13 protein-coding genes are annotated in these 25,126 nt (G+C 50.3%); all 13 read right to left on the minus strand.

The genetic code is table 11. The features are described from left to right. Positions 1-25: 25 nt before the first annotated feature. Positions 26-1,384, minus strand: coding sequence for a phosphoglucosamine mutase (gene glmM, locus NNL21_RS22880; protein ID WP_204821663.1), 1,359 nt, complete (start codon positions 1,382-1,384; stop codon positions 26-28). A 67-nt stretch (positions 1,385-1,451) separates the two neighbouring features. After that, positions 1,452-2,369, minus strand: coding sequence for an SGNH/GDSL hydrolase family protein (locus NNL21_RS22885; RefSeq protein ID WP_204821662.1), 918 nt, complete (start codon positions 2,367-2,369; stop codon positions 1,452-1,454). Continuing rightward, the gene (locus tag NNL21_RS22890; protein WP_204821661.1) at positions 2,356-3,708 is read right to left on the minus strand and encodes a nucleotide sugar dehydrogenase; all 1,353 of its coding nucleotides are present in this window, start codon (positions 3,706-3,708) and stop codon (positions 2,356-2,358) included. Before NNL21_RS22890 ends, NNL21_RS22885 begins: the two co-directional genes overlap by 14 nt. Before the next feature lie 28 nt (positions 3,709-3,736). Next, positions 3,737-4,540, minus strand: coding sequence for a response regulator transcription factor (locus tag NNL21_RS22895; protein ID WP_204821660.1), 804 nt, complete (start codon positions 4,538-4,540; stop codon positions 3,737-3,739). 32 nt (positions 4,541-4,572) lie between these two features. Continuing rightward, positions 4,573-6,015 (minus strand): glycosyltransferase family 2 protein, encoded by a 1,443-nt coding sequence (locus NNL21_RS22900; RefSeq protein ID WP_204821659.1) that lies wholly within the window; start codon positions 6,013-6,015, stop codon positions 4,573-4,575. Between the two features lie 26 nt (positions 6,016-6,041). Then, positions 6,042-7,211, minus strand: a complete 1,170-nt coding sequence (locus tag NNL21_RS22905) for a HEAT repeat domain-containing protein (RefSeq protein WP_204821658.1) — start codon at positions 7,209-7,211, stop codon at positions 6,042-6,044. Between the two features lie 26 nt (positions 7,212-7,237). Beyond that, positions 7,238-9,469 carry a hypothetical protein gene (locus tag NNL21_RS22910; protein ID WP_204821657.1) on the minus strand — a complete coding sequence of 744 codons (2,232 nt, stop codon included), beginning with the start codon at positions 9,467-9,469 and terminating at the stop codon, positions 7,238-7,240. 451 nt (positions 9,470-9,920) lie between these two features. Next, on the minus strand, positions 9,921-11,402 hold the full coding sequence (locus NNL21_RS22915; protein ID WP_204821656.1) for a glycosyl hydrolase family 28 protein: 1,482 nt from the start codon (positions 11,400-11,402) through the stop codon (positions 9,921-9,923). Positions 11,403-11,450: 48 nt separating this feature from the next. Then, on the minus strand, positions 11,451-12,362 hold the full coding sequence (locus NNL21_RS22920) for a glycoside hydrolase family 43 protein (protein ID WP_256555414.1): 912 nt from the start codon (positions 12,360-12,362) through the stop codon (positions 11,451-11,453). Positions 12,363-12,682: 320 nt separating this feature from the next. After that, on the minus strand, positions 12,683-17,539 hold the full coding sequence (locus tag NNL21_RS22925) for an S-layer homology domain-containing protein (RefSeq protein ID WP_204821655.1): 4,857 nt from the start codon (positions 17,537-17,539) through the stop codon (positions 12,683-12,685). Positions 17,540-17,790: 251 nt separating this feature from the next. Next, positions 17,791-18,861, minus strand: a complete 1,071-nt coding sequence (locus NNL21_RS22930; RefSeq protein WP_204821654.1) for a response regulator — start codon at positions 18,859-18,861, stop codon at positions 17,791-17,793. After that, positions 18,851-21,916, minus strand: coding sequence for a hybrid sensor histidine kinase/response regulator (locus NNL21_RS22935; RefSeq protein WP_204821653.1), 3,066 nt, complete (start codon positions 21,914-21,916; stop codon positions 18,851-18,853). The genes NNL21_RS22930 and NNL21_RS22935 overlap by 11 nt, the downstream gene beginning before the upstream one ends. Positions 21,917-22,263: 347 nt before the next feature. Next, on the minus strand, positions 22,264-24,879 hold the full coding sequence (locus NNL21_RS22940) for an S-layer homology domain-containing protein (RefSeq protein WP_204821652.1): 2,616 nt from the start codon (positions 24,877-24,879) through the stop codon (positions 22,264-22,266). Between the last annotated feature and the right edge of the window lie 247 nt (positions 24,880-25,126).

The raw sequence follows: 25,126 nt of genomic DNA on the forward strand, positions 1-25,126 counted from the left end.
AAGTGGCTGATTACAATTAGTTCGATTAAACCAGATTGAATACCAATTCTTCCTTAATGACATCGACAATAAGATCTACAAAGCTTGCAAGCTCTTGCTCATTCGGGCCCTCTGCCATGACTCGCACAATCGATTCCGTGCCTGAAGGGCGAACCAGCACTCTTCCGCTCCCGCCCATCTTATTCTCTACGGATCGGATGGCTTCTTCGATTTTTGGATTCCCTGCCAGCCTCGACTTGTCCTCTACTTGAACATTCACCAGCAGCTGCGGGTATTTGGCCATGCACCCGGCAAGCCCGCTTAGAGGCTCGGATACGGACTTCATCACATCCATCAACTGGATCGCGCACAGCATGCCGTCTCCAGTCGTATTATAGTCCAGCATCACGATATGACCTGACTGTTCCCCGCCCAGGTTATATCCGCCTTGTACCATTTCCTCCAATACATAGCGATCCCCGACTTTGGTTTGTTTGGCCTTCACTCCGTTTTTCTCCAGCGCCTTATAGAAGCCCAGGTTGCTCATCACGGTAGAGACCACCGTATTGTTATTCAACCGATCATTATTCTTCATGAATTCGGCCAGGATAAAAAGGATGTGGTCCCCATCAACGATCGTTCCCTTCTCATCGACGGCAATGAGCCGATCCGCATCCCCGTCGAAGGAAAGGCCCAAATGGGCCCGATGTTCCAAAACAGCCTGCTGAACCGCTTCAGGGTGCGTAGAGCCGCAGTCTTTGTTAATATTCAACCCGTCCGGTTGATGGGCCAGTACAACCGTCTCCGCACCCAAATCGCGGAAAAGCTGGGGTGCGAGCATCGAAACCGCCCCATTGGCACAATCCACGACCACTTTGAGCCCTTCGAAACGATTATTAACCGTGGACTTTAAATAAGCGATATAGGCTTGTCCACCTTCGGGATCGTCCTGTACCGCACCCACATCGGCACCAATCGGGCGAGGAATTTGATCTTCATCCGTATCAAGGAGCGATTCAATCTCCGCTTCCATTTCATCCGATAGCTTAAATCCGTCGCCTCCAAAAAATTTAATCCCGTTATCCTCCACAGGGTTATGAGAAGCGGAAATCATCACCCCTGCATCCGCTCCCCTTAATTTCGTCAAGTACGCCACGCCTGGCGTAGAGATGACTCCTAAACGTATAACATCCGCACCGATCGATAATAAACCGGCAACAAGAGCCGCTTCAAGCATTTCTCCTGAAATGCGGGTATCCCGTCCTATTACGATTTGAGGGCGGTTCCCTTGCTTATTCCGAGTCAGCACATATCCGCCAAATCGGCCTAATCGAAATACCAATTCAGGACTTAGCTTCCCGTTTGCAACGCCTCGTACCCCATCCGTACCAAAATATTTCCCCATTCGTATCGTCCCTTCCATCTATAATTGCAGGCTGGATTGATTTCTCTCTCGTTCATTTTCTTCTCTCTTACGATTCCGAGACTTCTTTCCAGCTTGTGTAGTCATGGATGGAAAAGCCTTGATAGCCGGAATACCACCGCATGAAAATATGGCTCAACCGCATTTGCCGATGCAAGCTGGAGGTGCCCTGTCCGTGAAAAGTGGTGTGCTCCCCTTCATCCGTAGGGGCCGTTTCCAGACCGATGATAACAGGCTTCCCTGCTTTCGTTCCTTCTCTAACCATCGGCAGAGCATTGTCAATAATGCCGTTCTTTCCGATGGCGAAATTCCGGTAATCCATGAGCACGACGCGGTCGAGCTGCTCGATCATCCAAGCGCCTAAGCTCCCGCTTTGGCGGTCAGGAATCTTATGGATCCAGAAAGGAAGATCGGCCGATATCCGCAAGGATACGCCCTGCTTCACCTTCTTGACCAAATATTTCATATTCCCCGTCCATTGGCGTACGACATCGTCTTGATCCTCTTCCCATTCCTTCAGCAGATAGGGTTCAATGTCCACGTGTATGCCGTCAAATGCGGCTTCTCCACCTGCAGCACGTTGATAATCTTCAATCCATTCGATAAAGGAAGCGATTTCCTCTCGATAACCGGTTAATCCCCAGCTCGGATCTCCTCCCAACGCCTCGACTTCAATACCTGATCCGTGTGCTTCCTCGACGAAGGCCCGATACGGTTCAAAGTCTTTTGAGCGGTCGATGTGCAGGAAGATCACGTTCACGCCTTGCTCCTGGGCAAAAGCGAGTATGGTGTCCTTGTCTTTCATCAAATCCGTTGTATCCCATACCCAGGTTGCTTTAACAGGCGGATCTTCGAATCCCCATTTCAGCATAAGAACCGTTGCGACCGCCATGCAGGATAGCAAGGCGATCATGATGATTTTAAGAGATGGCACCTTTCTTGGAGATTCGAACTTAAGCACCGACAAGAACTTTCACATCTTGTTGATTGATTCCGGTTCCCAGCTTGTGAATGTTATCCGACTTGATATCTGCAAAAGCATTACGCGTATCAATAATCGGAACGCCCATCTCCGCTAACTCATGATAGCTGAAGCTTCGGTGATTGGTGATCAACACCATGCAATCGTACTCCGAAAGTGCAACCGGATCGTATTTTACCGAATGAACGATGTGGCCATGCTCGTCTTTGAACGAAGTCGCATACGGATCGTAATATTCGACCTTCGCTCCGCTTTTTTTGAACAATTCATAGATTTCCAAGCCGGGGGATTCACGCAGATCGTCGATATCCGGCTTATAGGACATGCCTAACAGCAATACTTTCGAGTTGCGGATCGATTTCGCATATACATTTAAGACTTGAGCCGTTTTGTTCAACACATATTCCGGCATATTATCGTTAATGGATTGGGCCAATTCGATAAACTTGCTATAGAAACGGAATTCTTTGGCTTTCCAAGACAAATACATCGGATCCAGCGGAATGCAGTGACCGCCGATTCCCGGCCCCGGATAAAAGGGCATGAATCCGAACGGTTTCGTAGAAGCAGCTCGAATGACTTCCCACACGTCGATTGCCATTCGATCGCACATCATGGCCAATTCGTTGACGAAAGCGATATTGACGCTGCGAAACGTATTTTCAAGCAGCTTTGACATCTCCGCTACCTTAGGAGAAGAAACCGGAACGACGGTTTTGACCACGTTGTTGTAAAGCGTTACCCCCAGCTCTTTGCATTTCTCGGTGGTTCCCCCAATGACCTTGGGCGTATTGTACGTATTGTAGTTGGGATTACCCGGGTCCACGCGCTCCGGAGAGAAGCATAGGAAGAAATCCCGGCCTGCCGTTAATCCCAAAGCCTCAAGCTCAAATTGAATTAATTCTTCCGTCGTTCCAGGATACGTCGTGCTTTCAAGGACGATCAAGGTTCCTTTCCTGATATATTTCTTGATCTCATTAACAACGCTCACGATAAAGGAAGTGTCCGGATCTTGGTTCTCGCTGAGTGGAGTCGGTACGCAAATGCTGATCGTATCCAATTCCCGAATGGTTTCGTATCGGTTCGTCGGTACAAATTTCCCGCTGCCCACGGCATCGGCCACCCCAGAACCTGGCACATCTTGAATATAGGACTCTCCATCAAGAAGGGACTCTACTTTACGGTTATCCGAATCAATGCCATAAACGGTAAAACCGCCTTTCACCATTTCCATCGCTAACGGCAATCCTACATACCCCAGACCAACGACGCCCACCTTCGCCGTTTTATTCTGCAGATTTTCTTTTAAAATGTTGTAATGCATGTTAGATCCGCTCCTCGAATTCGCAATTTTAATGGTTGGTAGTCAATCTCTTAATTTTCCATTCCAATTCAGAGATCGAAAGCGGCTTGGTCACGTAGTCGGAAGCCCCTGACTCATAAGCGCGACTCATGTCTCCCGTGAGCTGCTTGTCCGTCAACACGATCACCTTGCCTTCATTCGAATCATTGCGCTGAATCTGGCGGATGAGTTGGTATCCATCCATGATAGGCAAATTCAATTCGGTAATGACGAGATCCGGCAATACGCGAACGAATATATTGTAGGCCTCTTGTCCATCCTTGGCCTCATATACGCGATACCCCTTTAACTCCAGCCGGATCTTGATGAATTCGCGAACGACATCGTCGGTATCGGCAATAAGTACGGACGTCGCAGCATTGGCCTCCGTATAGAAGTGAATGTCTCCTTCGTTCCCTTTGCTCTGGATCGCCTGTAGAATGAATTTCGCGACCGCAGACTCAGTCGGGTTTCCGTTCTCCGGGAAGCTAGATACAATTAATTGACCTTGCAGCAGATGCTGATTTTGGAGAAAATCTTTTAATACCAGAGACGCATAATGGGTACTGCCTAAGGTCCCGCAGTCTAAAACAGCGCACAGAACCTGATTCGGAACGTCATAGAACAAGTGGACCGATTGAGTGGCATCGTTTTGGCTCATAAGCATTTTCGCCTGATCGAGCGTTTTTTGGTTCATGTTCGCGCAAGGAGCCATAATGACTCCGCACGAAGCGCTCTTCTTGATCGCCGAATGAATGAATTGTAGAAGCTGCAGCGTGATTTCCTGAATGCTGTTGCGAAGCACAACGGCCATATTCTCCACTCCTTTAATCTATATACGTGGTACTATTTATTGAAATTGGTCCTGACCATCGTTCCCCACGAATTATTGTTGCGGAAGTAGTCAATGTGTCCCAAGAATCTCCACAGCACGCCAACTTGACGATAACCGAAAAACATAAGGACAGAATAGAGCATCATTTTATGGAGGTCACTCAGTTTAGGATAACGACTAAAAGCTTTTTCCTCGATAAATAAAGCGCCAAGGCTAAGAATGAAGCAGGAGAAGAAGTTCACCAGCATGAAGACAACGACTGTTTTCCAATCCGCCATATTGAGCAGCCAGTAACCGATCATGGCGATTAAACCGCTCAAGCGGAAGTAAGGATTTAAGGTTTCAAACAGGATGTTATAAGGCAGTGTTAAAAACCCGAACACTTTGTACCGGGGGCGGAATATCATATGGATTCCTTCTTCGATCATGTTTTTCAAGTTACCGCGGCCCCAACGCATCCGTTGGCTGCTTAGAATCCGGTACGTATCCGGCGCTTGTGTCCAACAAACGGCATCCGGACAAAAAGCGACATGATAAGGTATGTTGTTCTCCAGGCAATAACGATGCAGCTTGATGACGATATTCATGTCTTCCCCAGGGTATCCGCCACGGTAACCGCCTACGGCAATGACTTTATCCTTTTGAAAGACGCCGAAGGCGCCAGATACAATGATCAATCCGTTAATGGAGCTCCAGCCGATCCGCCCCCCTAAGAAAGCTTTGCTATACTCTACGTTCTGGAGAGCAGGCCACATTTTTTTGGGGAATCTGATGTTTTTGACCATCCCGTCTTCTACCGTACAACTGTTAACGATTCGGACATTTCCGCCGACCGCCACGGTATCTTCGGGGTTTTCCATATACACTCTGGCGATTCTTGTCAGAGCATCCTTTTCCAAAAGTGAATCCGCATCGATCGTAGAAATCAAAGGATAACGAGAAAGGTTAATCCCTGCATTCAAGGAGTCCGCTTTCCCTCCATTCTCTTTATCGATGAAATACAAGTTCGGATATTCAGGATTGTGATAATAGCCTCTGACCTTTTCCGTTTTAATATGATTGGTAACAAAAGGCTTGATTTCTTTCAGTTGAAACTCTTCGATCATGATTTTGGCTGTATCGTCCTTTGAGCCGTCATTAACGACGATGACCTCATATTCCGGGTAGTTCAAGGCCAATAAGGATCGCACATTTTCTTTAATCATTAATTCTTCGTTATACGCCGGGACTAATAATGACACAGGCGGTACGTGCTCAGAACCGGATAGCTTCTGCATGCGATTATATTGTATCCCTCTTTGAAGAGGGTAAGTATGACGAATCGATAGAGCGAAGATCAGGAAATAAATGAACGTAATAATCAATGCATAATACATGGCGAAGTAGCCGTATCCCAATAAAAAGTCGCGTAAGAAGTCCATTGCTTGTTCGAAATAATAATCCAGCATCCTCATTCTTTGTTTCCTCCTAAACCTATAAGCTACACAACACGATAGATCCGCTTGTTCTTGCCGAGCGTTTTTTCGTAATGGTAAGCGAGCGAATTATATCGTGTTAGTTGATCAAGGTCATGGAGCTGCATCGAAAGAGATTTAATTTCTTCCTCAATAAGCATTTGGAGGTATCCCCCTTGCTCAGACCCTCTTACTTCTGCGGTGACTCCGCACAATTTGGCTATTCCTTCTTCTCCAAGAAGCAATAACCCTCTCGCACTGGCATCGGATACTCGCTTGCTTTCATCCAATAATGCGTCTCTCATGACATCGATATAAGCAACCAGTTTCAGATCGGCGATCGCTTGAACCGTGAGGACACGCACTTCATCCATCGGATGCTGAAGCAGCTTTTGAACGACGTTTCTAGGTATAAAGTGGACCGATTTCAAATAGATTTCCACGGCTTTATATTGAATGGTTCTGTCCGGAGAATCGATGAGACGATAGACAGCTGATGCCACCGTCGGCTGAGTATAGTCTTTCAATCCGCACAAACCGATTTGAATAAATTCATTGCTTTTCCGTTGAATGAATTCGGCAAACAGAGCCCCATGGTCGATATCCGCTTCTTTAATCATGTCTACAAGCAAATCATAAAATCCTTTGTTATGTCTCAGAAGAATCTCCACCATATCCTTGACATCCTGTTCATCGCGAGCGCATTTCGCAATCGAACGGGCGATGACAAAGAGGGAAGAATTCCGTTTATGCGTTTGGAGAAGCTTGAGTAAAGCCGGAACGGCTTCCTGAACTCTCATGCAGCCTAAGTGATACGCCGCATCGATTTTCACAGAATAAGAACCTTTGTTCAAACGGTCCAGATGATATTGTACCAGTCCCAAGCGTTGGCAGAGCTCCATGCAATTTTCGCGAGGCGTGCCGGTAAAGTTTTCGATCATATCATTCAAGCGTTCTTGCATCACTTCTTGTTCTACTCTGTTCAATGAAAACGGCGGTGCATGTGGCGGTTCTTTTCCTTCGATATTGACTAGGACATAGGTGAAATAATCTTTGATTTTGACCTCAAACCTGCGTTCCATTCTGGTTCTTTTCATGCTTTTGAATTTCATGGCATAAACCACGACGGCAAATACAAGATTCAAAATAATGAGAACATATAAAAATTTGATCGCCACTTCGATGTTGATATACACAAATAAAATCCTTCCTTCATTTCATTTTACTCGGATACCGGTTGTTTCACTTCACGCATCGCTTTTTGCATAATCGAATAACTTTGTTTTGGGCGCTCCACATAGTTGACGTCGATATCCTCCCACCTTTTCCAACTGTAAAGCGGAAGCTTCGATACCGGATAGGGGTCGTTGCCTTCGAGTCCGATGATTTCCTTCGAATCCTTGGGGACCATCCATGGAACAATGCGAACGCCCTCGACTTTCACGGATTCAAATTCTTTCGTTCCCGTATCTTTGTAACTAATGGCGCTGAGTGAACTTGGATCACTGAAACCGAGCAGCATCCACGGAATACGAATTTCCAAAACATTGCCTTTTGCCTGCCACATCGCCTTTGAATTATAGTTCGGATCTTGCGGATCGCTGGTTCCTCTCAGCAAGTCTCCTACTCCGATATCGCCGAAGGGATGATCGACGCGGGAATCCGGATATTCGAGCAAATAATTCACGACCAATTTCCAGGGGTTAAAGAGTCCGCTATCGTCCTGCAATTCTTTGGGATCATAAGCTAATATGTTCGATAGCTTTCCATAGAATCGGGTATGGAAGTCATAATTGGAGGCAATCATCATCTGCCCTTTATCCTTGTTTCCGAGCTCGATTAAGGTTTCCAATCCTTCATCCAGCGTCTTTCCTTGGAGCTGCGGCGCATGGCGATTGCCGCCTTTTAACGTATCGAATCCGAAATAGATGGAATTTTTGGAAAAATCGAAATCTTCTGATAATTTTGCCAGAAGGTATAGATATCCTTCATCATGCGTGGCCCATATTTCATTAAAGCCTTCGATATGCATATCAAGCTTCATCTTATCCCCATTATCGAGCTTGCCCCAGTCCGAAGCATCCCCGTTAATGTGAATCACATCATCTTTACTTGGATACATGCCGAGTATTCCAAAATGGGATTCGTTCGTGAGCGTGTTATACCAATAAGCCCGTCGGTCAGGAATGTCGTAGTGCATCGTGTTCCAGGTTTTCTTGAACCACTCGTCCTGCCATGTAAACAAGATCGCGCCGGAGTATCCCTCCTGATGGATTTGACGGAACATATCCGCATCCATTTCCCCTTGTGTCTTGTCGTCGTGCCCTCCCTGATTGCGTCCCAGCATGCCAGTATGGGCAACGCCTTGCGAGGCGGGAACGCCAAACTCGGTAATCATAACCGGCATATCGTTATGGTATTTCTTCAGCTTGTGAAGATAGGTTTTGTAGCTATCCACTTCACCTTGATCGTTTTTCATCGTTTGAAACGATTTGTCGAAGGTAAAGAAATCAGGGTAATAGGGGTAAACGTGATAGGAGGCAAAATAACCGGCATCCCAATCTACGGCTGCGATATGCGTCGGATCGACACTGACCATATCTTCAGCAACCAATGGCTCGCCTGGATGTTCAAGAGGGTCGGTGGTCACCCAATTCGAGAATGCGATCGGATGCTGCCATCCGTGCTTAGCTTCTGTTACGGCTGTTATGTCGACCATCTCGGCCAGCCATTTTTCAAAGGGACTAGCCCCTGGTTTGCTTTGAAAATGTACGCCTTTATAATCAGCTGCACCCGGATTGCTCTTATTCGTTTTATCCACCATAACAGGATCCCATTCTGTGCCGACGATCCATCCCATGAGATAAGGCCCTGCATTAAATACGTAATTACCGCTGGCTTTTCCGGAATGCGCCTCGGCTTCAAGGTCGATATTTCCGTACACCGCTTCTACAGCCTCTCGAACCTCTTTTTCAAACTTCTGTTTGATTTTCGGATCAAAGGCGTTTTGACCTGCTATCAATTGTTCTTCCGGACTCCATACCCCTTGAATGAAAAAGAGCGGATTATCCGGATGCTTCGCATTATATCGGACCAAAGATTCGTAAAACTCCGGTTTTAGAATGGTGTATACGCGAATGACGTTGGCACCCATCTCTTGAATCATTTCAAACCATCTCATATAGTCATCTTTCGAAATCTCAAGTTCGCCGGGGAAATGTCCTGGAACAGCAGCTCCCATATTGACCCCTTTAGCAAAATAAGGTTTCCATGATTGGTTTTGAAATTGTTCCATTTGAGTCCCGTTCGTTTTAAATTTCACCTGAAATCCTTTATCTATTTCGGCGCTTTCCACCTTAGCAACAGGCGGCATCAGCCAATAAGCGAATGCTCCGCCCGCGATTACGATAACAAGTCCCAATTTGACAAAACCACTTTTGAATAGCTTTTTCATTGCACTCTTCCTCATGTTTGTAATCTTGTTGTATGTCTGGCAATGGTTATATCATTCGGAGTGAAGTTTTATTTCAGGGGGTTAACCCGAAATCGTCGTCAGCTCGCGTTTTTATTCTATTAGGAGCGCACTACAACTTGAAGCCGCTGCATCCAGCCGTATGCTGCGCCCCCAATAAGATAGCATAATGCTACAAGCCCATTCAAATAAATCCGGGCCTTGCCAACATTAATAATTTCTTAGAACTTTAATAATTGCCAATTGCACGACAATGTTTTGCAGCCTCAATACCTATGTTTAAGCAGGTGTTTCCTTCATGCAAAATGACCGAAGAATGCGCTTACAATGTAAGAGACGTATCCGCTTCCATTTGGGAATGCGAAACGGCAAAGACGCTCCTTAACCGGAGAATCTCTGCCGTTTCTTCTACATCCCCAAGCTGCTTCGTTCATTAAGCCCTGGCACCTGCTGAAACGCTAATATTTTTTACAAAATCGTTCATACATAAGTTAGCTTGCTCAACATGCTCCGCTGGCTGTCCGTCCACGTAGAGTCCTTCCATAACGACCTGCTCGATGATATGCTGTTCATCAAAGCCATGGAATAAAGACGGCACTCCGGCCGGAATATGAATGCTGCGGAAAACAATATTGCGAATCCGGCCTGCAGCTTGATCCACTGACCAGCGGTCCTTGAAGATCAGACAAGCCATCGCGTATCGCTGTTCATCCTCGATCCGCATATTCTCGAAGCGAATATTCTCAATCGTTCCCGAATCGCCTACAATGATGCAGAGTGAGCCCAGCTCCTCGGTCCAGACGGCCCGGCTGTGCACGATATCGCAATTCTCGAACACAACATCGGTAATGTCTGTGCGCGTCTCGCCCGTAATGCCGAAGCAGCGCACTTTATCATTCCATACCGTGCAGTTGTGCACGCGGATATCTCTGCCTCCCAGCGCTGGAGGTGCGGCCATTGCCTTGACGACAACGGCATCATCCCCGGTACGAATGAGACAATTCTCGACGCGCACATGCTCACAATTGACAATATCGATTCCATCGCTGTTTTCCCGGTACCCGATCAGCATCAGATCGCGGATAACACAATCTGTGGATTGCGACAAATGAATGGTCCAATGCGAAGTGCCGACACAAGTGACGCCTTCCACGCACACCCGCTCACAATTCTGAAAGAATACCGCTTTTCGGGCGTGCCAGTCAAGCATGGAGAGATCGATAATGCCACGGCCGCGGATCGTGATATCGGCTGCATGATGGGCTGTCAATGTATCCTGATACAGCTTCTTGCCTGCCCAGTCGCTATAAACATCCGGCACTTCTCCTTCCGGCACCGTTACCCGCAGGATCGCACCACCGGCGATATAGACCGTCTGTCCGGACTTCAATTCCAGCGTGCTGACCACGTGCAGCCCCGGTCCGTAATAGATAACATGGGAATCTCCCTCTGCCGGCACATCCCGCTCAGGCGCATGCACCATAATAAAGAGCGGACGCTCCATATCCTCATTCGTCTCCACGATGTATTTGCCTGGCCCGCTTATGGGAATCCGCAGCTCCTGTCCCTCTACCTCTGCAGTGACGCCAAGAGAAGCCGGTCGTACCTCTGCACTGTGCACGGCCCGCGCGCTTGTCGCCTTAAGCATGATGGTTCCCTCACCTTCAACATACTCGAAGGAAGCAAACGACAGCGGTCCTCCGCTTGTCACCGGAACTGCATAGACCGGAATGGCATGGCCGCCCGCAGACAGCTGCCAGTCCCGCGACAGTACAAGCCCCTCCGGGTCCGCGCCGTAAGCATCGTTACCCTGTACAGACAGCCGCTCTTCATCGGCAGCATAGCCGATTTCCTGCGGTTTCGGGTAAATGCGCAGCAGCACATGATCAATCTCGACTAATAACGGCTCCGTCATCGTTGTTATCCTCCATATGCAAACGGTCATGTTTATCATCGCTTCTATTTATCCACTCGACATTGAGAAATACCGCCCGCTCCTGCGGGCTTGTATTCGGCTGGTGCAGGCTGAGCCTCCATTGTCCTTGAAACGTTTGGAAGAGCATGCCATGCCCGCCATCCTTGCGAAAGAACGGCTCGCTTTCCTGTATCCATGGTCCTTGAATTTCGTTGGAAGCTGATCTGGCAGCCCCATGGCATAGCCATCCTTGGCATGGCTCGACCACAGCATCCACAGCTCGTTATGCGGCGAAAGGAATAAATAAGGCCCATCCGTAACATAACCTGTGCTGTCTTTGAAAGTTGTCTCACATACCCATGCCGCGTCAGTCGCCGAAAACAGCTTGATCGGTTCGCCAGCCACCGCCTTCAAGTCCGGCTGCAGGGGCTGGGCATACATCTCTCCATCCGTTGTTTGCAGCCACTCCCGGCAGTAGACGAGCCAGGGCATACCGTCCGAATCCACATAGAACGTTCCATCCAGACATTCCCAGTCGGGAGGCGTGAGCGGCTCATTCGATAACGGTTGGAATGGCCCAAGCGGACCATCCGCTGCAAGCAGCTGCGTCGCACGGCATCGCCCCTCTGCCTTGAAGCTGGCAAACATATAGCAGCGACCCCTATACACGTGGACTTCCGGCGCCCAGAAGTTTTCATCCGCCCAAAAATCCGCTTCAGGACGGAAAACCGGAAACGGCCCCTCCCAGTGCTGCAGATCCCGGCTGCGGTAAGCATCGAAGCCGGTTGCTTTGCCATCCCAAGGCTCCTTGTCCGTTGTTCCGCACATGTAATAGAAGCGTTCTTCCGCTACCGGCAAAATAAAGGGATCCCGAATGAGGATGTCCGATGTCTGCAGCCATTCATTGTTCGAATTCTCATGTATTATAAGTTCATTGTTCTCTAACTCTTCGTTCGACACTGAATAGTCCTCCTGATACAGACTTATACTTATAATGGTAAAGATGATGAATGATCTCATTCCCATCATTAATTATAGGATTCAATATTCGGGCCAACAACGCACACTCTTTTTTGATTTGATCTATTATTTTTGGAATATCGAAGTTTCCGGTCCATTGTCCTTGTTCTGGCATCCTTAATATCCCAGTAATAGAAAAAACCGACCCCCTCGGGTCGGCTTTCCGTATTCCTTCCTATAATGTCCAACGGCATTTTTCGAGTATCTACTTGAAGGGGATCCTGCCATATGGCAATCTCCCTACGGTTCTTCTTAGGTTTCTATTCGTTAATGAGATTAGCCTTCTGGAGGAGACGCTGTATCATTACAGCAGTCTCCGCACGGCTGATGGAGTCCTGAGGACGGATCAGCCCGTTCATGCCGACGATGATGCCGTAATGGATGTTCAGTGCTGCCGCTTCACGCGCCCAGCCGCCGAATTGATCAGCATCGGTGAAGGCGATCAACAGCTCGTTCCGGCGGTCGCCAGGCAGCGTGACACCAGCTCCTGCGAGGGACATCGCCCGCGCCGCGATCTGCATGGCTTCCTGCCTGGTGATGCTGCGGTTCGGACGGAACGTTCCATCCGGCAGCCCTTGCAGCAGCCCGTACGAAGAAGCAATCGCTGCGTCGTTATAATACCAGTCGCCGGTGTTGACGTCACTGTACGAAACCGGTTGTTTCGCCGTATGCAGGCCCAGCGCCCTGACCATCATGGCTGCGAACTCTGCACGGGTAACGGCATTGTCCGGCTTAAAGCGGTCTTCCGTCACACCGTTCAACACAAGCCGGGATGCCATTTCCTTAATACCGGCCTGTGCCCAGTGCCCGTTAATATCCCCGAATGTCCGATCGTTATAAATGACGGAGTAAGCACTGTTGGTCAAGCTGTTCATGACGGCGTAATAGGTGCCGCCGGTCTGGATGACCTTCGTCGGCACATGGTGCATGCCATCGGCAAGAAGGACGACGCCTGTCGTGATCTTGTTCGGGTCTATGCCCTCCGGAATGGCAATTTGACGTTCCACATAAGCGTTGAACTGACTGACTTGAACTTCACGCCCGTTATAGACGGCCGTAATGCGGAAATTAACGACAGGCGCTATACCCTGCACCGAACCGCCTTGCTCCGGCACGAAGGCAGCATCCCCGGACACATTCTCGATGTGTACCCGGATGAGGATGTCGGACAAGTCCACGCTGGAACCGAACGTCTCGGACAAGGCGGAGACATTGACTTGGCCGGCCGGAAGCGTATAGCCGGCATTCGCCGTCTTCACTTCCAGAACGGCGTTCATGTCCTCCAGCTGTTTAACGGTCTTGGCATTCAGCTCTCCAACGACAACGGCCGATTCATCCGTCACCGGTATGGTGACGACAAGCCCTTGGCCGCTCTCGGCAAGCTTGGCTTCCAGCTTGCTGCTGTCAATAGTAACCGTTGTCGTCTTCTTGCCGTTTGCAGTCGTAACATGAGCCGTCGCGATATTGGCTTGGGTTTCGCCGTTCACGACAACCGCGACTCCGCTGCCTTCTTGTGGAGGCACACTTGGCACATACGAACCTGAAATCGGCGGCTGCATAATGTGCTGCGGCTGAACGGCAATGTCCGTCCACTTCACGATCCGATCATGGCTGTCCACCTCAACGATATACAGATGCTGACCGGTTCGGACGGCAATATTGCCGTTCCGTTCAAGAAGCAGCGTGTAGCCAAGCGCCTCTGCATCGCTGCCCACAACGGGCTGGGTGTAGGCTCCTGCGTTTGCAACTACGTACTTATACGTGCTGTCTCCCGGCGGTAGCTGTGTGGCTTTTGTTGTGCCATACGCGCTGCCTGGTTCCCATGTGAAGCCGGTTAATGCCGGGGCGGCTACCGCGATCTGATCGGCAATGACATCCACATCTGTCCATTTGACAATGCGGTTGCCGCTGTCGACTTCAACCACGTAGATATGCTGTCCGTCTATGACAGCAAGATTGGTGTTCTGCTCCAGCCGGGAGGTGTAGCCAAGCTCCGCGGCGTCATCGCCAAGCAGCGGCTGGGCGTAATCCCCGGCTTCTCCTATTACATATTTATACATACTCTCTTCCTGCAGCCCGGCTGCTTTCGTCGTACCGGCAATGCTTCCCGTTGCCCATGTGAGACCGGTTAGCTCCGGCGCCAGCTGGGCGATCTGGTCATCGGCCACGACATAGTTGGCCCACTTTTCAATCCGGTTGCCTGCGTCGACCTCTACAACAAACAGATGCTGGCCGCTGGTTACCGAGATGTCGTCATGCAGGACAATTTCCTGCGTATAGCCAAGCTCTGCCGCATCATCGCCTACGATTGGCTGCACATACGCCCCCGCTGCGCCAATCGCATATTTGAACGTGCCGCTGCCTGGCAGCTGCGCTGCCTTCGTGGTGCCCGGTACACTGCCCGTCCCCCACGTGAGGCCGACGATTGCCGGGGCGGCTGCCGCAATCTGGTCATCCACTACGGTTATGTCAGCCCACTTGATAATGCGGTTGCTGCTGTCGACCTCTACAACATAGAGGTGCTGACTATTCGTCACCGCAATGTTGCTGTTTTCCATCAGCGTCTGCGCATACCCAAGCTCAGCAGCGTCTGCTCCGACGACCGGCTGCGTATAAGCGCCTGCTGTGCCGATCGCATATTTGTAGCTGCCGTCATCCGGCAGCTGAACGGCCTTTGTCGTGCCCGGAGCACTGCCCTTGGTCCATACGAAGTTGGTTAAGACGGGTGCCGATACCGCAATTTGTTCGTCAGCCACGACAGTATCGGACCATTTCGCGATTCGGTTGCTGCTGTCGACTTCAATGACATAAATGTGCTGGCCGCTGGTGACGGCAATGTTACCGTTATGCACCAACGCTTGGGTGTAACCCAGCGATTCCGCGTCCGTTCCAGTCAACGGCTGAGTATATGCTCCTGCTGCTCCAACCGCATATTTATACGTGCCATCTCCCGGCGGAAGCGCTGCTCTTGTTGTTCCGGCAGCTGTACCCGTGCTCCATGTGAAACCGGTTATAGCAGGAGCCAGCTTCGCGATGTGGTCTTCCGTTATCGTGTAATCGGTCCACTTCACAATCTGGTTATTGCCGTCTACTTCAGCTACGAAGATATGCTGTCCGCTGGTTACCGGAATATCTCCGCCTGTAGTCAGCGGAAGTGTATAACCGAGCTGAGAAGCATCCGCCCCCATAACCGGCTGCGCATACGATCCCGCAGCGCCAACCGCATATTTGAACGTACCCTCGTCCGGCAGCTGTGCTGCCTTGGTGGTGCCCGGCACACTGCCTGTCCCCCACGTGAGGCCGGTTAATGGAGGTGCAGCCTCAGCGATCAGGTCATCGTCAATCGGAATTTCGGCCCATTTGACAATCCGGTTGCTGCTGTCAACCTCGACGGCGAAGAAATGTCTGCCGCTGTACATGGCCAAATCGACGTTCCGCAGAACCGATTGTGTGTAATACGTGGAAGCATCATCGCCTACCATCGGCTGCGGCAGCGCACCCGGGAATCCGATGGCATACTTATACGTGCCGGCTCCCGGCAGCTGTGCGGCTCTGATCGTACCCGGCGTGCTGCCCGTTACCCACGTAAAACCGGTTAGTGCCGGCGCCGGTTCAGGGATATGAACGCTCACCTCCGCCGAGTAGGAGCTGTCCCCATCGGCATTGCTGGCCTTGACCGCAATATAGTAGGTCTTTCCTTCCTCCAAGCCGGTAATCGTGTAGCTCCCCTCCGTACCCGCAAGGGTGATAAGCGGAAGAGGGCTGTAGGTTCCCGGTTCGGTTCCCATGTAAACCTTATATTCGGTAACCCCGCTTTCCACCGTCCAGCTGAGCTCGGCAGAATCCTGACCGCTTCTTACAACCTGTACGCCGGTAGGAGCGGGAGGGCCCTCACGGTAGACCGACGCTCTAACTTTGAAATTCCCCCAAAACATATAAAGCTGATTCTCTGTAGAGACGAGCGCATCCACTGAACTATTCGATTCGGTCGTTTCCAAGCCGCTGTAGGCCGGCACCCAATTTGTACCGTCATAGAACGCGGCAGTCACTTTCATGGGGAAGGCTATTGGATTATAGTTAACCCACGCAGCGAACAGCTTGTTGTGAAAGACCGTAAGCTTCATGCCCTGAGGAATGATACCTGGCACCGATGGAATGGTCCCGTCTCCAACCGGGCTCCAGCCGGTCCCATCGTAAGCTTTGATTTTATACCCGGAATCGTTTCTCCATACCACATACAAGAGCCCGTTATAGGCTTGTAATTGTGGCACACCGACAACTTTGGTATTGTCGCCGCTTATTCCTTCTGCACCGGATACATTAACCCAGCTGCCATCTGCCGATCGTTTACTAACAGGAAGATAGTAGCTGTAGGGACTCATGTACAGCTGCTCGCTCCAGGTCAGGAAGAGTTCATTATTATACACGGCAAATTCGGGCGACCATGCCGTACCGTCCGGCTTAATCGAATTCATACCGGTCTCACTGGTCCACTCCACGCCGTTGTATTTCTTAATGGTGACTTTCCTCGTTTCACTGCCCTCGACCCAAGCCGCGTACAAATGGCCGTTGTACCCCTGCAGGACAGGCAATCGGCCCGTATAACTGCCCGGTTGTCCATTGAGCGGGGTTGAGCCGCCGGTTACGGATACCCACGTATCTCCCTGCAGTTTTTTGACATAGATCGCCATCTGGGGGTAAGAGACAATTTCCTCCTCCCAGATCGCATAGAGCTCACCATTATACACTGCCAAGGAAGGGGAGGAACCGTTCATATCTGAATTAACATTTAGCGCCGTTCCTCCGTCGGCGATGTGCCACTCACCGCCCTCCCATTTCATGACTCGAATTGTACTAGCCCAAGTCATGCCGCCCTGCTCTTGAAATATCACGTACAGTTGATTGTTAAATAGGACCGCGTGAGGATCATTGGAACTAATTTGCTGGTTAGAATTATCTGTACCGATCCCCCCGCCGTCAATGGAGGTCCACCCGGTACCGCTCTGAGGATCCGCATAACCGACAGCAGGCAGAATGAGACTCCATACCAGCAATAAGCTGAGCACGGAGACGATACATTTTCGCCACACCGGTCTTCTTTCTGTGTTAAGAACCATAGGTTTACTATTCACCTCGTTTGTAAATTTGGATCATGCACGGATTTCTGGTCCTAGTGTAACAAACCGGTTCTCAACATTTTTACAACATATTTCGCTTTGAAACGACAAGTTTCCTCATAATGCCCGGCGAATGTCCCGAATGCAGCAGGACTGGCACAAAAAAAGGCCGTCAGGACTGTCTCCTGAGACCTTTTCCACTAGCCGCTCCATATTTCCCCCGCCGCTTGGCGCTATCCTCCAACCAATCTCTATCCGTCTTCCATCATCATACGCTTCTTCGCGGCTTCCATCTGACGGGCGCCGGCCTGATCGCCGAGCCGGTTCAGGCAGTTGACCAGCCTATCATAGTACGCTTCATTGTTCGGTTCCAGCTGAATCAGCTTCCGAAGAATAAGCGGCTGGTCCTGGGCCGGTGCCTGATCCAGAGCTTGATCCATGCAGGACACAAATTCCAAGCGCATGTCAATTCTACGGGCATCCGCCCATTGATAATGCTCCTTCTCCAAATAATCCCCGCTGTACATCGCGAGCGCCCTCTTCAGATCCGTTCCGTGAAGGCTGCGCTGCATCATGCCGTATAGTTGACCGGTATCGCTCTGTATGACGGATATGTTTATCCAGTACCGTTCATCTCCATGCATAACAATTTCGGAATACCCTTCCGACTTGAACATGCTGCGCAAATAATAGAGCGAGGTGTGGAGCAGCCGCTGGCTTCGCTCCGCCGGAGCGTCCGGCCATAATTCCTCAAGGATGGTATATTTGTAGACCGGCTGCCCCTGATGGTGCCACAGGAATGCGAACAGCTCCTTTGTTTTCTTCGTCCGCCATGTCAGCAATCTTCCGTCAGATGTATATAGCTCCAAGCTTCCCAGTATTTGCAGCCTAAGAAGATCCGATGCTGACCGGACATGCGAAGGCGCCTCCTGTTCGGTTCGATGATGGCCTCGGCCGGCATGCAGCTGGGCATAACGGTCGAGCACCTTGATCAGCTTGTGCTTATCGACCGGCTTTAACAAATAACCAAGCGCGTGGCGGTCGAATGCATCCATGGCATAATGGGCATGTGCGGTCACAAATACGATTTCCGCAGCTGGACAGATATTCCTGAACAGCTCTGCTGCCGACAATCCGTTTGATCCCGGCATTTCGATATCCAGAAAAATCAGATCGGGCTGAAGGGACGGGGCTTGAGAGAGCGCCTCAGCTGCCCCGCCGAATCTGCCCGCCACCGTCACCCCGCCGATTTCCCGCAAATAATAATCCATTACGTCCAGCGCCATAGGTTCGTCATCAATCAGAATCGCGTTATAATTCATCTTCTTCTTCCTCCGGTATGATGAGCGTTACCCGGGTTCCTCTGCCCGGTTCGCTGTGAATATCAAGCGAGCGGTTGTACAGCATCTGCAGCCTGCGGTTGACGTTGGCGACACCGACGCTGCCGGTCATTCCTTCCTCCAAAGCCTGCAGCTGCCTAGCGTCCATGCCCGCACCGTCATCCGTAACGACAATTTCGGCGCCATGGCTTGTCATTCGAGCCGTTATCTCCACCAATCCGGCGGTCTGCTTGGAGCCAATCCCATGCCGGACCGCATTCTCGACAATCGGTTGAAGAATAAGGGGAGGGAGCATGCAGTGGAACCCCTCCTCGGTCCGGTAATGCACCTTTAACCGCTCACCGAACCGCAGCTCTTCGATCGCAAGGTACGCCTTCACAAGCTCCAGCTCGCTCTCGAATGGAACCAGCTCATTCTTAAAGACAAACGTAAATTTCGCTCGGAGATAGGTACTCAGATGTACGATCGTTTCTCTCAGCTTCTCCGGGTTGCTGTAGCTTAGCCCTACCATGGCATTCAAGCTGTTATACAAAAAATGCGGCGTGATCTGCGCCTGCAGAAAATCCAGCTCCCGACGCAGCGCATTCTCGAAGGACAGCTTCATCGCCAAGAGCGACTGCATCCTTGCCCGCAGCTCCGGCAGCTCAAACGGCTTCTGCAGAATATCATTGGCTCCGGCTTCGAATGCCGCCATCACGTCACTCTCCCGGCCGGAAGCCGTAAGCATCAGGACTGGAAGCTCCGCAAGGCTGTACATCCTTCGGATCTCCCGGCTGACATCCAGCCCGGTAATGCCGGGCATCATCACATCAAGCAGCACCAAGTCAGGCAGCGGGGCCTGACGCAGAGCAGCCAGCGCTTCCTTGCCGCTTGCAACGGCGATATAGCCATAATGCAGCGAATCGGCAATATCCATCAGTATTTTGCGGTTCGCAGGCTCATCGTCAACGATGAGCAGCCGGCAGTCAGCCGGACGGTAATGAGGGGACCCTGGAAGCGGAAAAGACGTTTCATCATCCAATAAGAACCCTTCTTCGATCTCCTCAGAAACCGAAACCTCTTCACGGGCATCCCTGTGGAAGGCACCATTAGCGAGGGGCAAGGTAAAGGTGAAGGTGGTGCCGACACCTTCCATAGATTCGACCTCCAGCCGGCCGCTCTGCAGCTCAACCAGCTCCTTCGCGATGCTGAGTCCCAGTCCAAGCCCGCTGCGCCAGCCCTCTCCTGCATCCCCATAGCTGGTGAACGGAGAGAAGAGCGAATCGATACGATCCGGCGGAATGCCTTTTCCCGTATCGGTCACAGAAACAGCGAGCTTGTCCTCCCTTGCTTCCGCCATGACGCATACGGAGCCGCGTTCGGTATATTTGATGCCGTTCTCAACCAGGTTGTGTAATATCTGCCGGAGACGATCCTCATCTGTCCAAGCGAGAGGCAGATCATGCGGGACGTCATTGATGATTTGGATGTCCGGATTATCTTTATTGATCGATAAGGTCTGGATCACGAATCGGACTGACATGCGAAGATCTACCGGTTTGGGATGAATGGACAGCTGGCCGTAACGGATTTTATTTAAGTCCAGAATATCGTGAACCAGCCCAGCGAGCCTTCTTCCGACAGCGTGAACAAGGCGGACGTTAGCGGTATGCGCTTGGTGCAGCGGATTCACCCGATCGTCCAGCATCAGACGCGACAAATTAATAATGCCATGCAGAGGCGACCTCAGCTCATGAGAGGTTTTGGCAAGAAATTCATCCTTCTGCCGGTCAAATGCAAGCAGCTGACGGTTCAGCCTTTCATTGCTCAGGTACGATTCTTGCAGTTGGCTCGTCATCAGAAGCGCCTGCGAGAGGACCAGCAGCAGCGGTGAGAAAATCATATAATAGGGCGTATCAAGCGCCAGCATATAGCGAAACTGGGCGTACACCCACATGGAGACAAGAGAAAATACGCCAAGCATCAGATACCCTTTGCCCAGAATTCCCCGTTCGCGGCTTCTGAAGATCACCTCCAGCAGAGCGACAAAATATAGAATCGGAATCAGCATATTCAGCTTAAGAATATGGACGAGATACGCGTTGGGCAGCATGAGAACAACCAGCAAATAAACGCTCACCACCCCTGGCATAATCCGCATCAGGAGGTGTCTCGTCTTTCCCATATAGTAGAATATATATTGCCCAAAAAAGTAGATCGTCAGCGAAGGCAGGAAGAACAGCATTTTTTGCAGCCATAGAAAAGGAATGCCCGGAAACAGCTCCAACAGCAATATTTCGTTGTCGATGGAGAAGAACAAGCCGAGCACCAGACAGAACAAGCTGAAATACATTAGATGGGGCTCACGGCGCCAGTGCCGGAACATGCCTGCATAATAGAGTCCAAATAATAGAAAAGCGGTAATCAACGCCGAATCGGATAGGCGCCCTTGATCACGTCTTGCCAGCATATCTTCCGAACGTCCAAACTCGGGAGCTTGCACAAGGCCGCCGGTAATATTCTGAAAGCTTGCTACCTGGATCAGGATATCGGCAGTGCCGGATTGGATATCAATCGTCGAGAAGAAAGGCTGGTTGTTAGGGACAAACCCATCCGGGGAAGTGCCGACTTGTCCCCGGCCGCCAAGCTCCTCGCCATTAATGAACACCCGGCTGGATAAGCGAACCTTCTTCATTCGGATACTGTAGTAGCCGTTCTCCTCAACCTTAACTTTGAGCCGGTAGGTCCCGTAGGTGACTCCCTGATGGTCAGCCTTCTCATCTGTAAATTTCCCTGGCACCATCCTTAGGGTCGGCTGGACAAGGGCGCCTCCATCCTTGAAGTCGTCCGGCTCAAGCAATGCACCCTCGTAGAAGAGCCATTCCCCGCCCAGCGGAATAACCCCATCCTGCGCAAATAACCAGTCGCCGGTATCCATCGCGCCTTGCACAGCGGCAGGATAGTTTGCTTTTGGCGCGATCCATTGATGAATCAGAATAGCCAGCGAGACAGCAAAAAATCCGCTTAAAATAAACAACATGGCGAATTGACGTTTCATAGCAATTGATGGCTCCTTAAGAGCGAACTAGGCTCATTATCCTCATAACATTCGATCCGGCCCCGGTACTTCGCATTCCTTCATGATATCAAGAAATGTCGAGTTTTGACATTTCATAATACGAGGATCCATTCCCGTATACATCTCTCCCCTATATCGGATGATTCCGGCTTTCTCTTGAGTATAACGATCTGCTATCATCCCGATATTGGACACGACTAGGGGGAGGGAATGGTTGCGCGGGCAAAAAAAAAAGACTCCAGCCATTTATTGGCTTGAGTCCTGTAGGTCTTGAAGGGCCACCGCTTAAGCAGCTTGTTCGACTGCCCCAGCAAGCCTTTCGTTTATTACTCTACTTGCTCATTGGTGCTTGGCACCGACATTCGAAGCAGAACCGTTACAGCCTCCGCTCTTGTTGCTAGGCCGTCAGGATTGAATGTATTCGTCCCCGCACCTTCCATAAGGCCTAGCCTCTCTATTGCTGCTACTGCGCCCTTTGCCCATGACGGGATATTCTTGTCATCGGCGAAGCTGGTTGCGGCGTTCCATTCGATCGACAGCTTAAGTGCGTTTGCGATCATCGCGGCCATCTCTGTACGTGTAATTTGTGCATCCGGACGGAAAGTGCCGTCCTCATAGCCTTTAATAATGCCTGCCTCTACCGCTTGCGCAACCGCCTTCTGCGCCCAGGAGTCGATCTTCGCCGTATCTGTGAAAGCCAGCGCCGCTCCTACTTCTTGCGGCTTCAAGGTATTGATTAGCATAACGGCGAACTCCGCACGTGTCACGGTATGGTTGGGCTTAAATGTACCGTCCGTATATCCGGTGACGAATCCTTCATTAATCGCCTGCTTGATGACGGCCTCCGCCCAGTGTCCGGAGATATCGCTTATGTTTATCACTGGACGTACAGGCGCGGTTACCTCTTCATCCACGGCCAATACCGTATACTTCGTAAAGTGATTCACATCCACAGCAATACGGTTACCTTTTGCCTGTCCGCCGATTTCCACCCATACCTTGTTCTCTTCGTCATAATAGAATACAGACGCCTTCTGGCCTTCCTTTAAGCTTGCAGGATCGAAAGCAAAGGTCAAGATTACCGTGCGGCTGAAGTTCTCCGAGAAGTTTTTCAGAATCTCATAGACCGGGCTCGCCAGAACTTCTTTATGGCGTAGAAGATTCTGAGTTTCCAGCACTTTTTCGATTGTTATTTTCAGCTCTTTGTCTGCTGCACCTGCCGGAATCGAGACGGTTACCCCATCGCCTAAACTAACCTCGCCCTGTTTACCTGCAGCAAGCGTTAGTTGCCCATCCGTCGAGACGACTTTGTCATCACTCGGCCCTGCTGAACCACCAACGATTGGTATGGATGAGCCGCCGCCTCCACCGCCATTATTAACGGGCGGAGCTGCTGCATTCACCGTCACCGTATAGGTTACCTTCGTTATTCCATTCTGAGCTGTAACGATGACCTTCTTGCCTGTTGCCAAAGCAGCAGCTACAGTAACTCCATCTGCATCGTATATTTGGAACGTTGCATTCGCTGCCGGTGTGATGGCAGCCTTAAACGCCGCTAATGTGGTTCCATAGGGGATATTCCCAATGGTTTCATTCGGTGTTCCGCCTGTGCTTACTGTTCCTATAGTAGAGGTCAGCGTTGCATCCTCTATTACTGCTAAATCGCCCGTTGTTGCAGTGTGGCCTGATGCTGTGTGCGTAATGGTGACGGGTAATCCATCATGTCCGAGGGTTGTCAACGTTGCACCATTGGCCGGGCTGGTGGTATAACCCGCGGCTGTTCCAGTGGTGAATCCTGCCGTTGTAACGGAGCCGTCATTATTCGTTTCCGTCACTACCATGCCGTCCAGCGCTAATATGCCGTCTGCCGTTTCGGTATAGCTCATCTTTGTTGGCTGTGTTGTGACGGCTATGCTGTCTACAGCTAACGCCCCCGTTGCCGGGTATGTTACCGTGAAGGTTACGGTGTTTCCTTCGCCCGGAGCCGATGTCACTGTACTTCCTACTGAAGCTGAATGCGGTACCACCGGAATGAATGCCGCTTCTTGGAATTCCTTCGCATTCTTTGAAGTTAGTTCAACTGTTGCCGTGTAGGCTTGTCCCGCCTTGAATTTGCCGTCCGCTGTCAAGGCTTCATTCCAGGTTACATTCGATACGGTGTAACCGATATGCGCTGAGCCTGCTTCGACCGCTGCTGTATGCTCCGGGGTTTGGCCTAGTACTGGCGCAGCAATGGATACGGCAGCTTCTCCGATCCGATGTACATTATTAGGGTTACTCCATATTAATTTAGATCCCGAGTACAAAGAAATAGGCTGTGTCGTGATGTCACTGAGATTGGATTTAATTAGAAATGTAGCTAAGCCATTGACTGTATAAGTGGAGAACCCGCCCTTCGCCGTATCCGATCGCACATGGGTTCCACCACTGCTATCCTGCGAGTCTGTGTTGTAGAACGTTAAGCTGGAATCCGTAGAGTAGGCAAATACTTCCGTACGGTCATTCACCAGTTCGCCATCCGTACCATACACAGCAAATGTCATTCTTACATAATCCGGATGCACGCTGTCGATCACTGGCTGATTTTGAATCACATGATCTGCGGCATACGTGGGCTTTCCTGCTGAAATTCCACTTACACTTACCGAATCAAACCCATAGCTGTATGTTGGAACCCAACTCACATCGCCGTCGCTCACATAGCCGCCTACGATAGTTTTCGTTATGTCCGTTGCGGCTTCTACGGAGTTAACTCCGAGCGCGTCCGGCACCTGGTAGGTCGTTCCATCGGCATATCTTACAAATAATTGCTCGGACCCGCTTAACTGATCACTTGGAAAAGAAAATAGGATATGGTCCGTATTTTTTACACATCCGCTCAACAAAATCAAAATCAAAGCGGAAAGAACAAGTAAACTGCGTGTTGATAATCGTCGTTTCATGTACGTTTATCACTCCTAAAGTATTATTTTTTAAGAAGCATGTAAGCTAAAAACAAGTATATCCCATCCCAATGACGGCAAAATGACAAACTTCGACATCTGGAAGGGATCGTTTGATCCAGCTTAATACTGTGATATTGGGTTCCATCAATAGAGAAGCGCATATAATTCACCCCTCATACTCTCGTCATTAGCTGAAAAGTCACGGCCTGCTATCTACAGGGCGGCAATATCAATTATAGAAGTA

This window comes from Paenibacillus mendelii, assembly GCF_024498075.1.
Taxonomy (GTDB): domain Bacteria; phylum Bacillota; class Bacilli; order Paenibacillales; family Paenibacillaceae; genus Paenibacillus_Z; species Paenibacillus_Z mendelii.

Bases quoted from the DNA above. Each gene is read 5' to 3' on its own strand.
- NNL21_RS22900 (WP_204821659.1), bottom strand. From the start codon at position 6,015: ATGAGGATGCTGGATTATTATTTCGAACAAGCAATGGACTTCTTACGC.
- NNL21_RS22935 (WP_204821653.1), bottom strand. From the start codon at position 21,916: ATGAAACGTCAATTCGCCATGTTGTTTATTTTAAGCGGATTTTTTGCT.
- glmM (WP_204821663.1), bottom strand. From the start codon at position 1,384: ATGGGGAAATATTTTGGTACGGATGGGGTACGAGGCGTTGCAAACGGG.
- NNL21_RS22910 (WP_204821657.1), bottom strand. From the start codon at position 9,469: ATGAAAAAGCTATTCAAAAGTGGTTTTGTCAAATTGGGACTTGTTATC.
- NNL21_RS22930 (WP_204821654.1), bottom strand. From the start codon at position 18,861: ATGAATTATAACGCGATTCTGATTGATGACGAACCTATGGCGCTGGAC.
- NNL21_RS22940 (WP_204821652.1), bottom strand. From the start codon at position 24,879: ATGAAACGACGATTATCAACACGCAGTTTACTTGTTCTTTCCGCTTTG.
- NNL21_RS22895 (WP_204821660.1), bottom strand. From the start codon at position 4,540: ATGGCCGTTGTGCTTCGCAACAGCATTCAGGAAATCACGCTGCAGCTT.
- NNL21_RS22925 (WP_204821655.1), bottom strand. From the start codon at position 17,539: ATGGTTCTTAACACAGAAAGAAGACCGGTGTGGCGAAAATGTATCGTC.
- NNL21_RS22890 (WP_204821661.1), bottom strand. From the start codon at position 3,708: ATGCATTACAACATTTTAAAAGAAAATCTGCAGAATAAAACGGCGAAG.
- NNL21_RS22915 (WP_204821656.1), bottom strand. From the start codon at position 11,402: ATGACGGAGCCGTTATTAGTCGAGATTGATCATGTGCTGCTGCGCATT.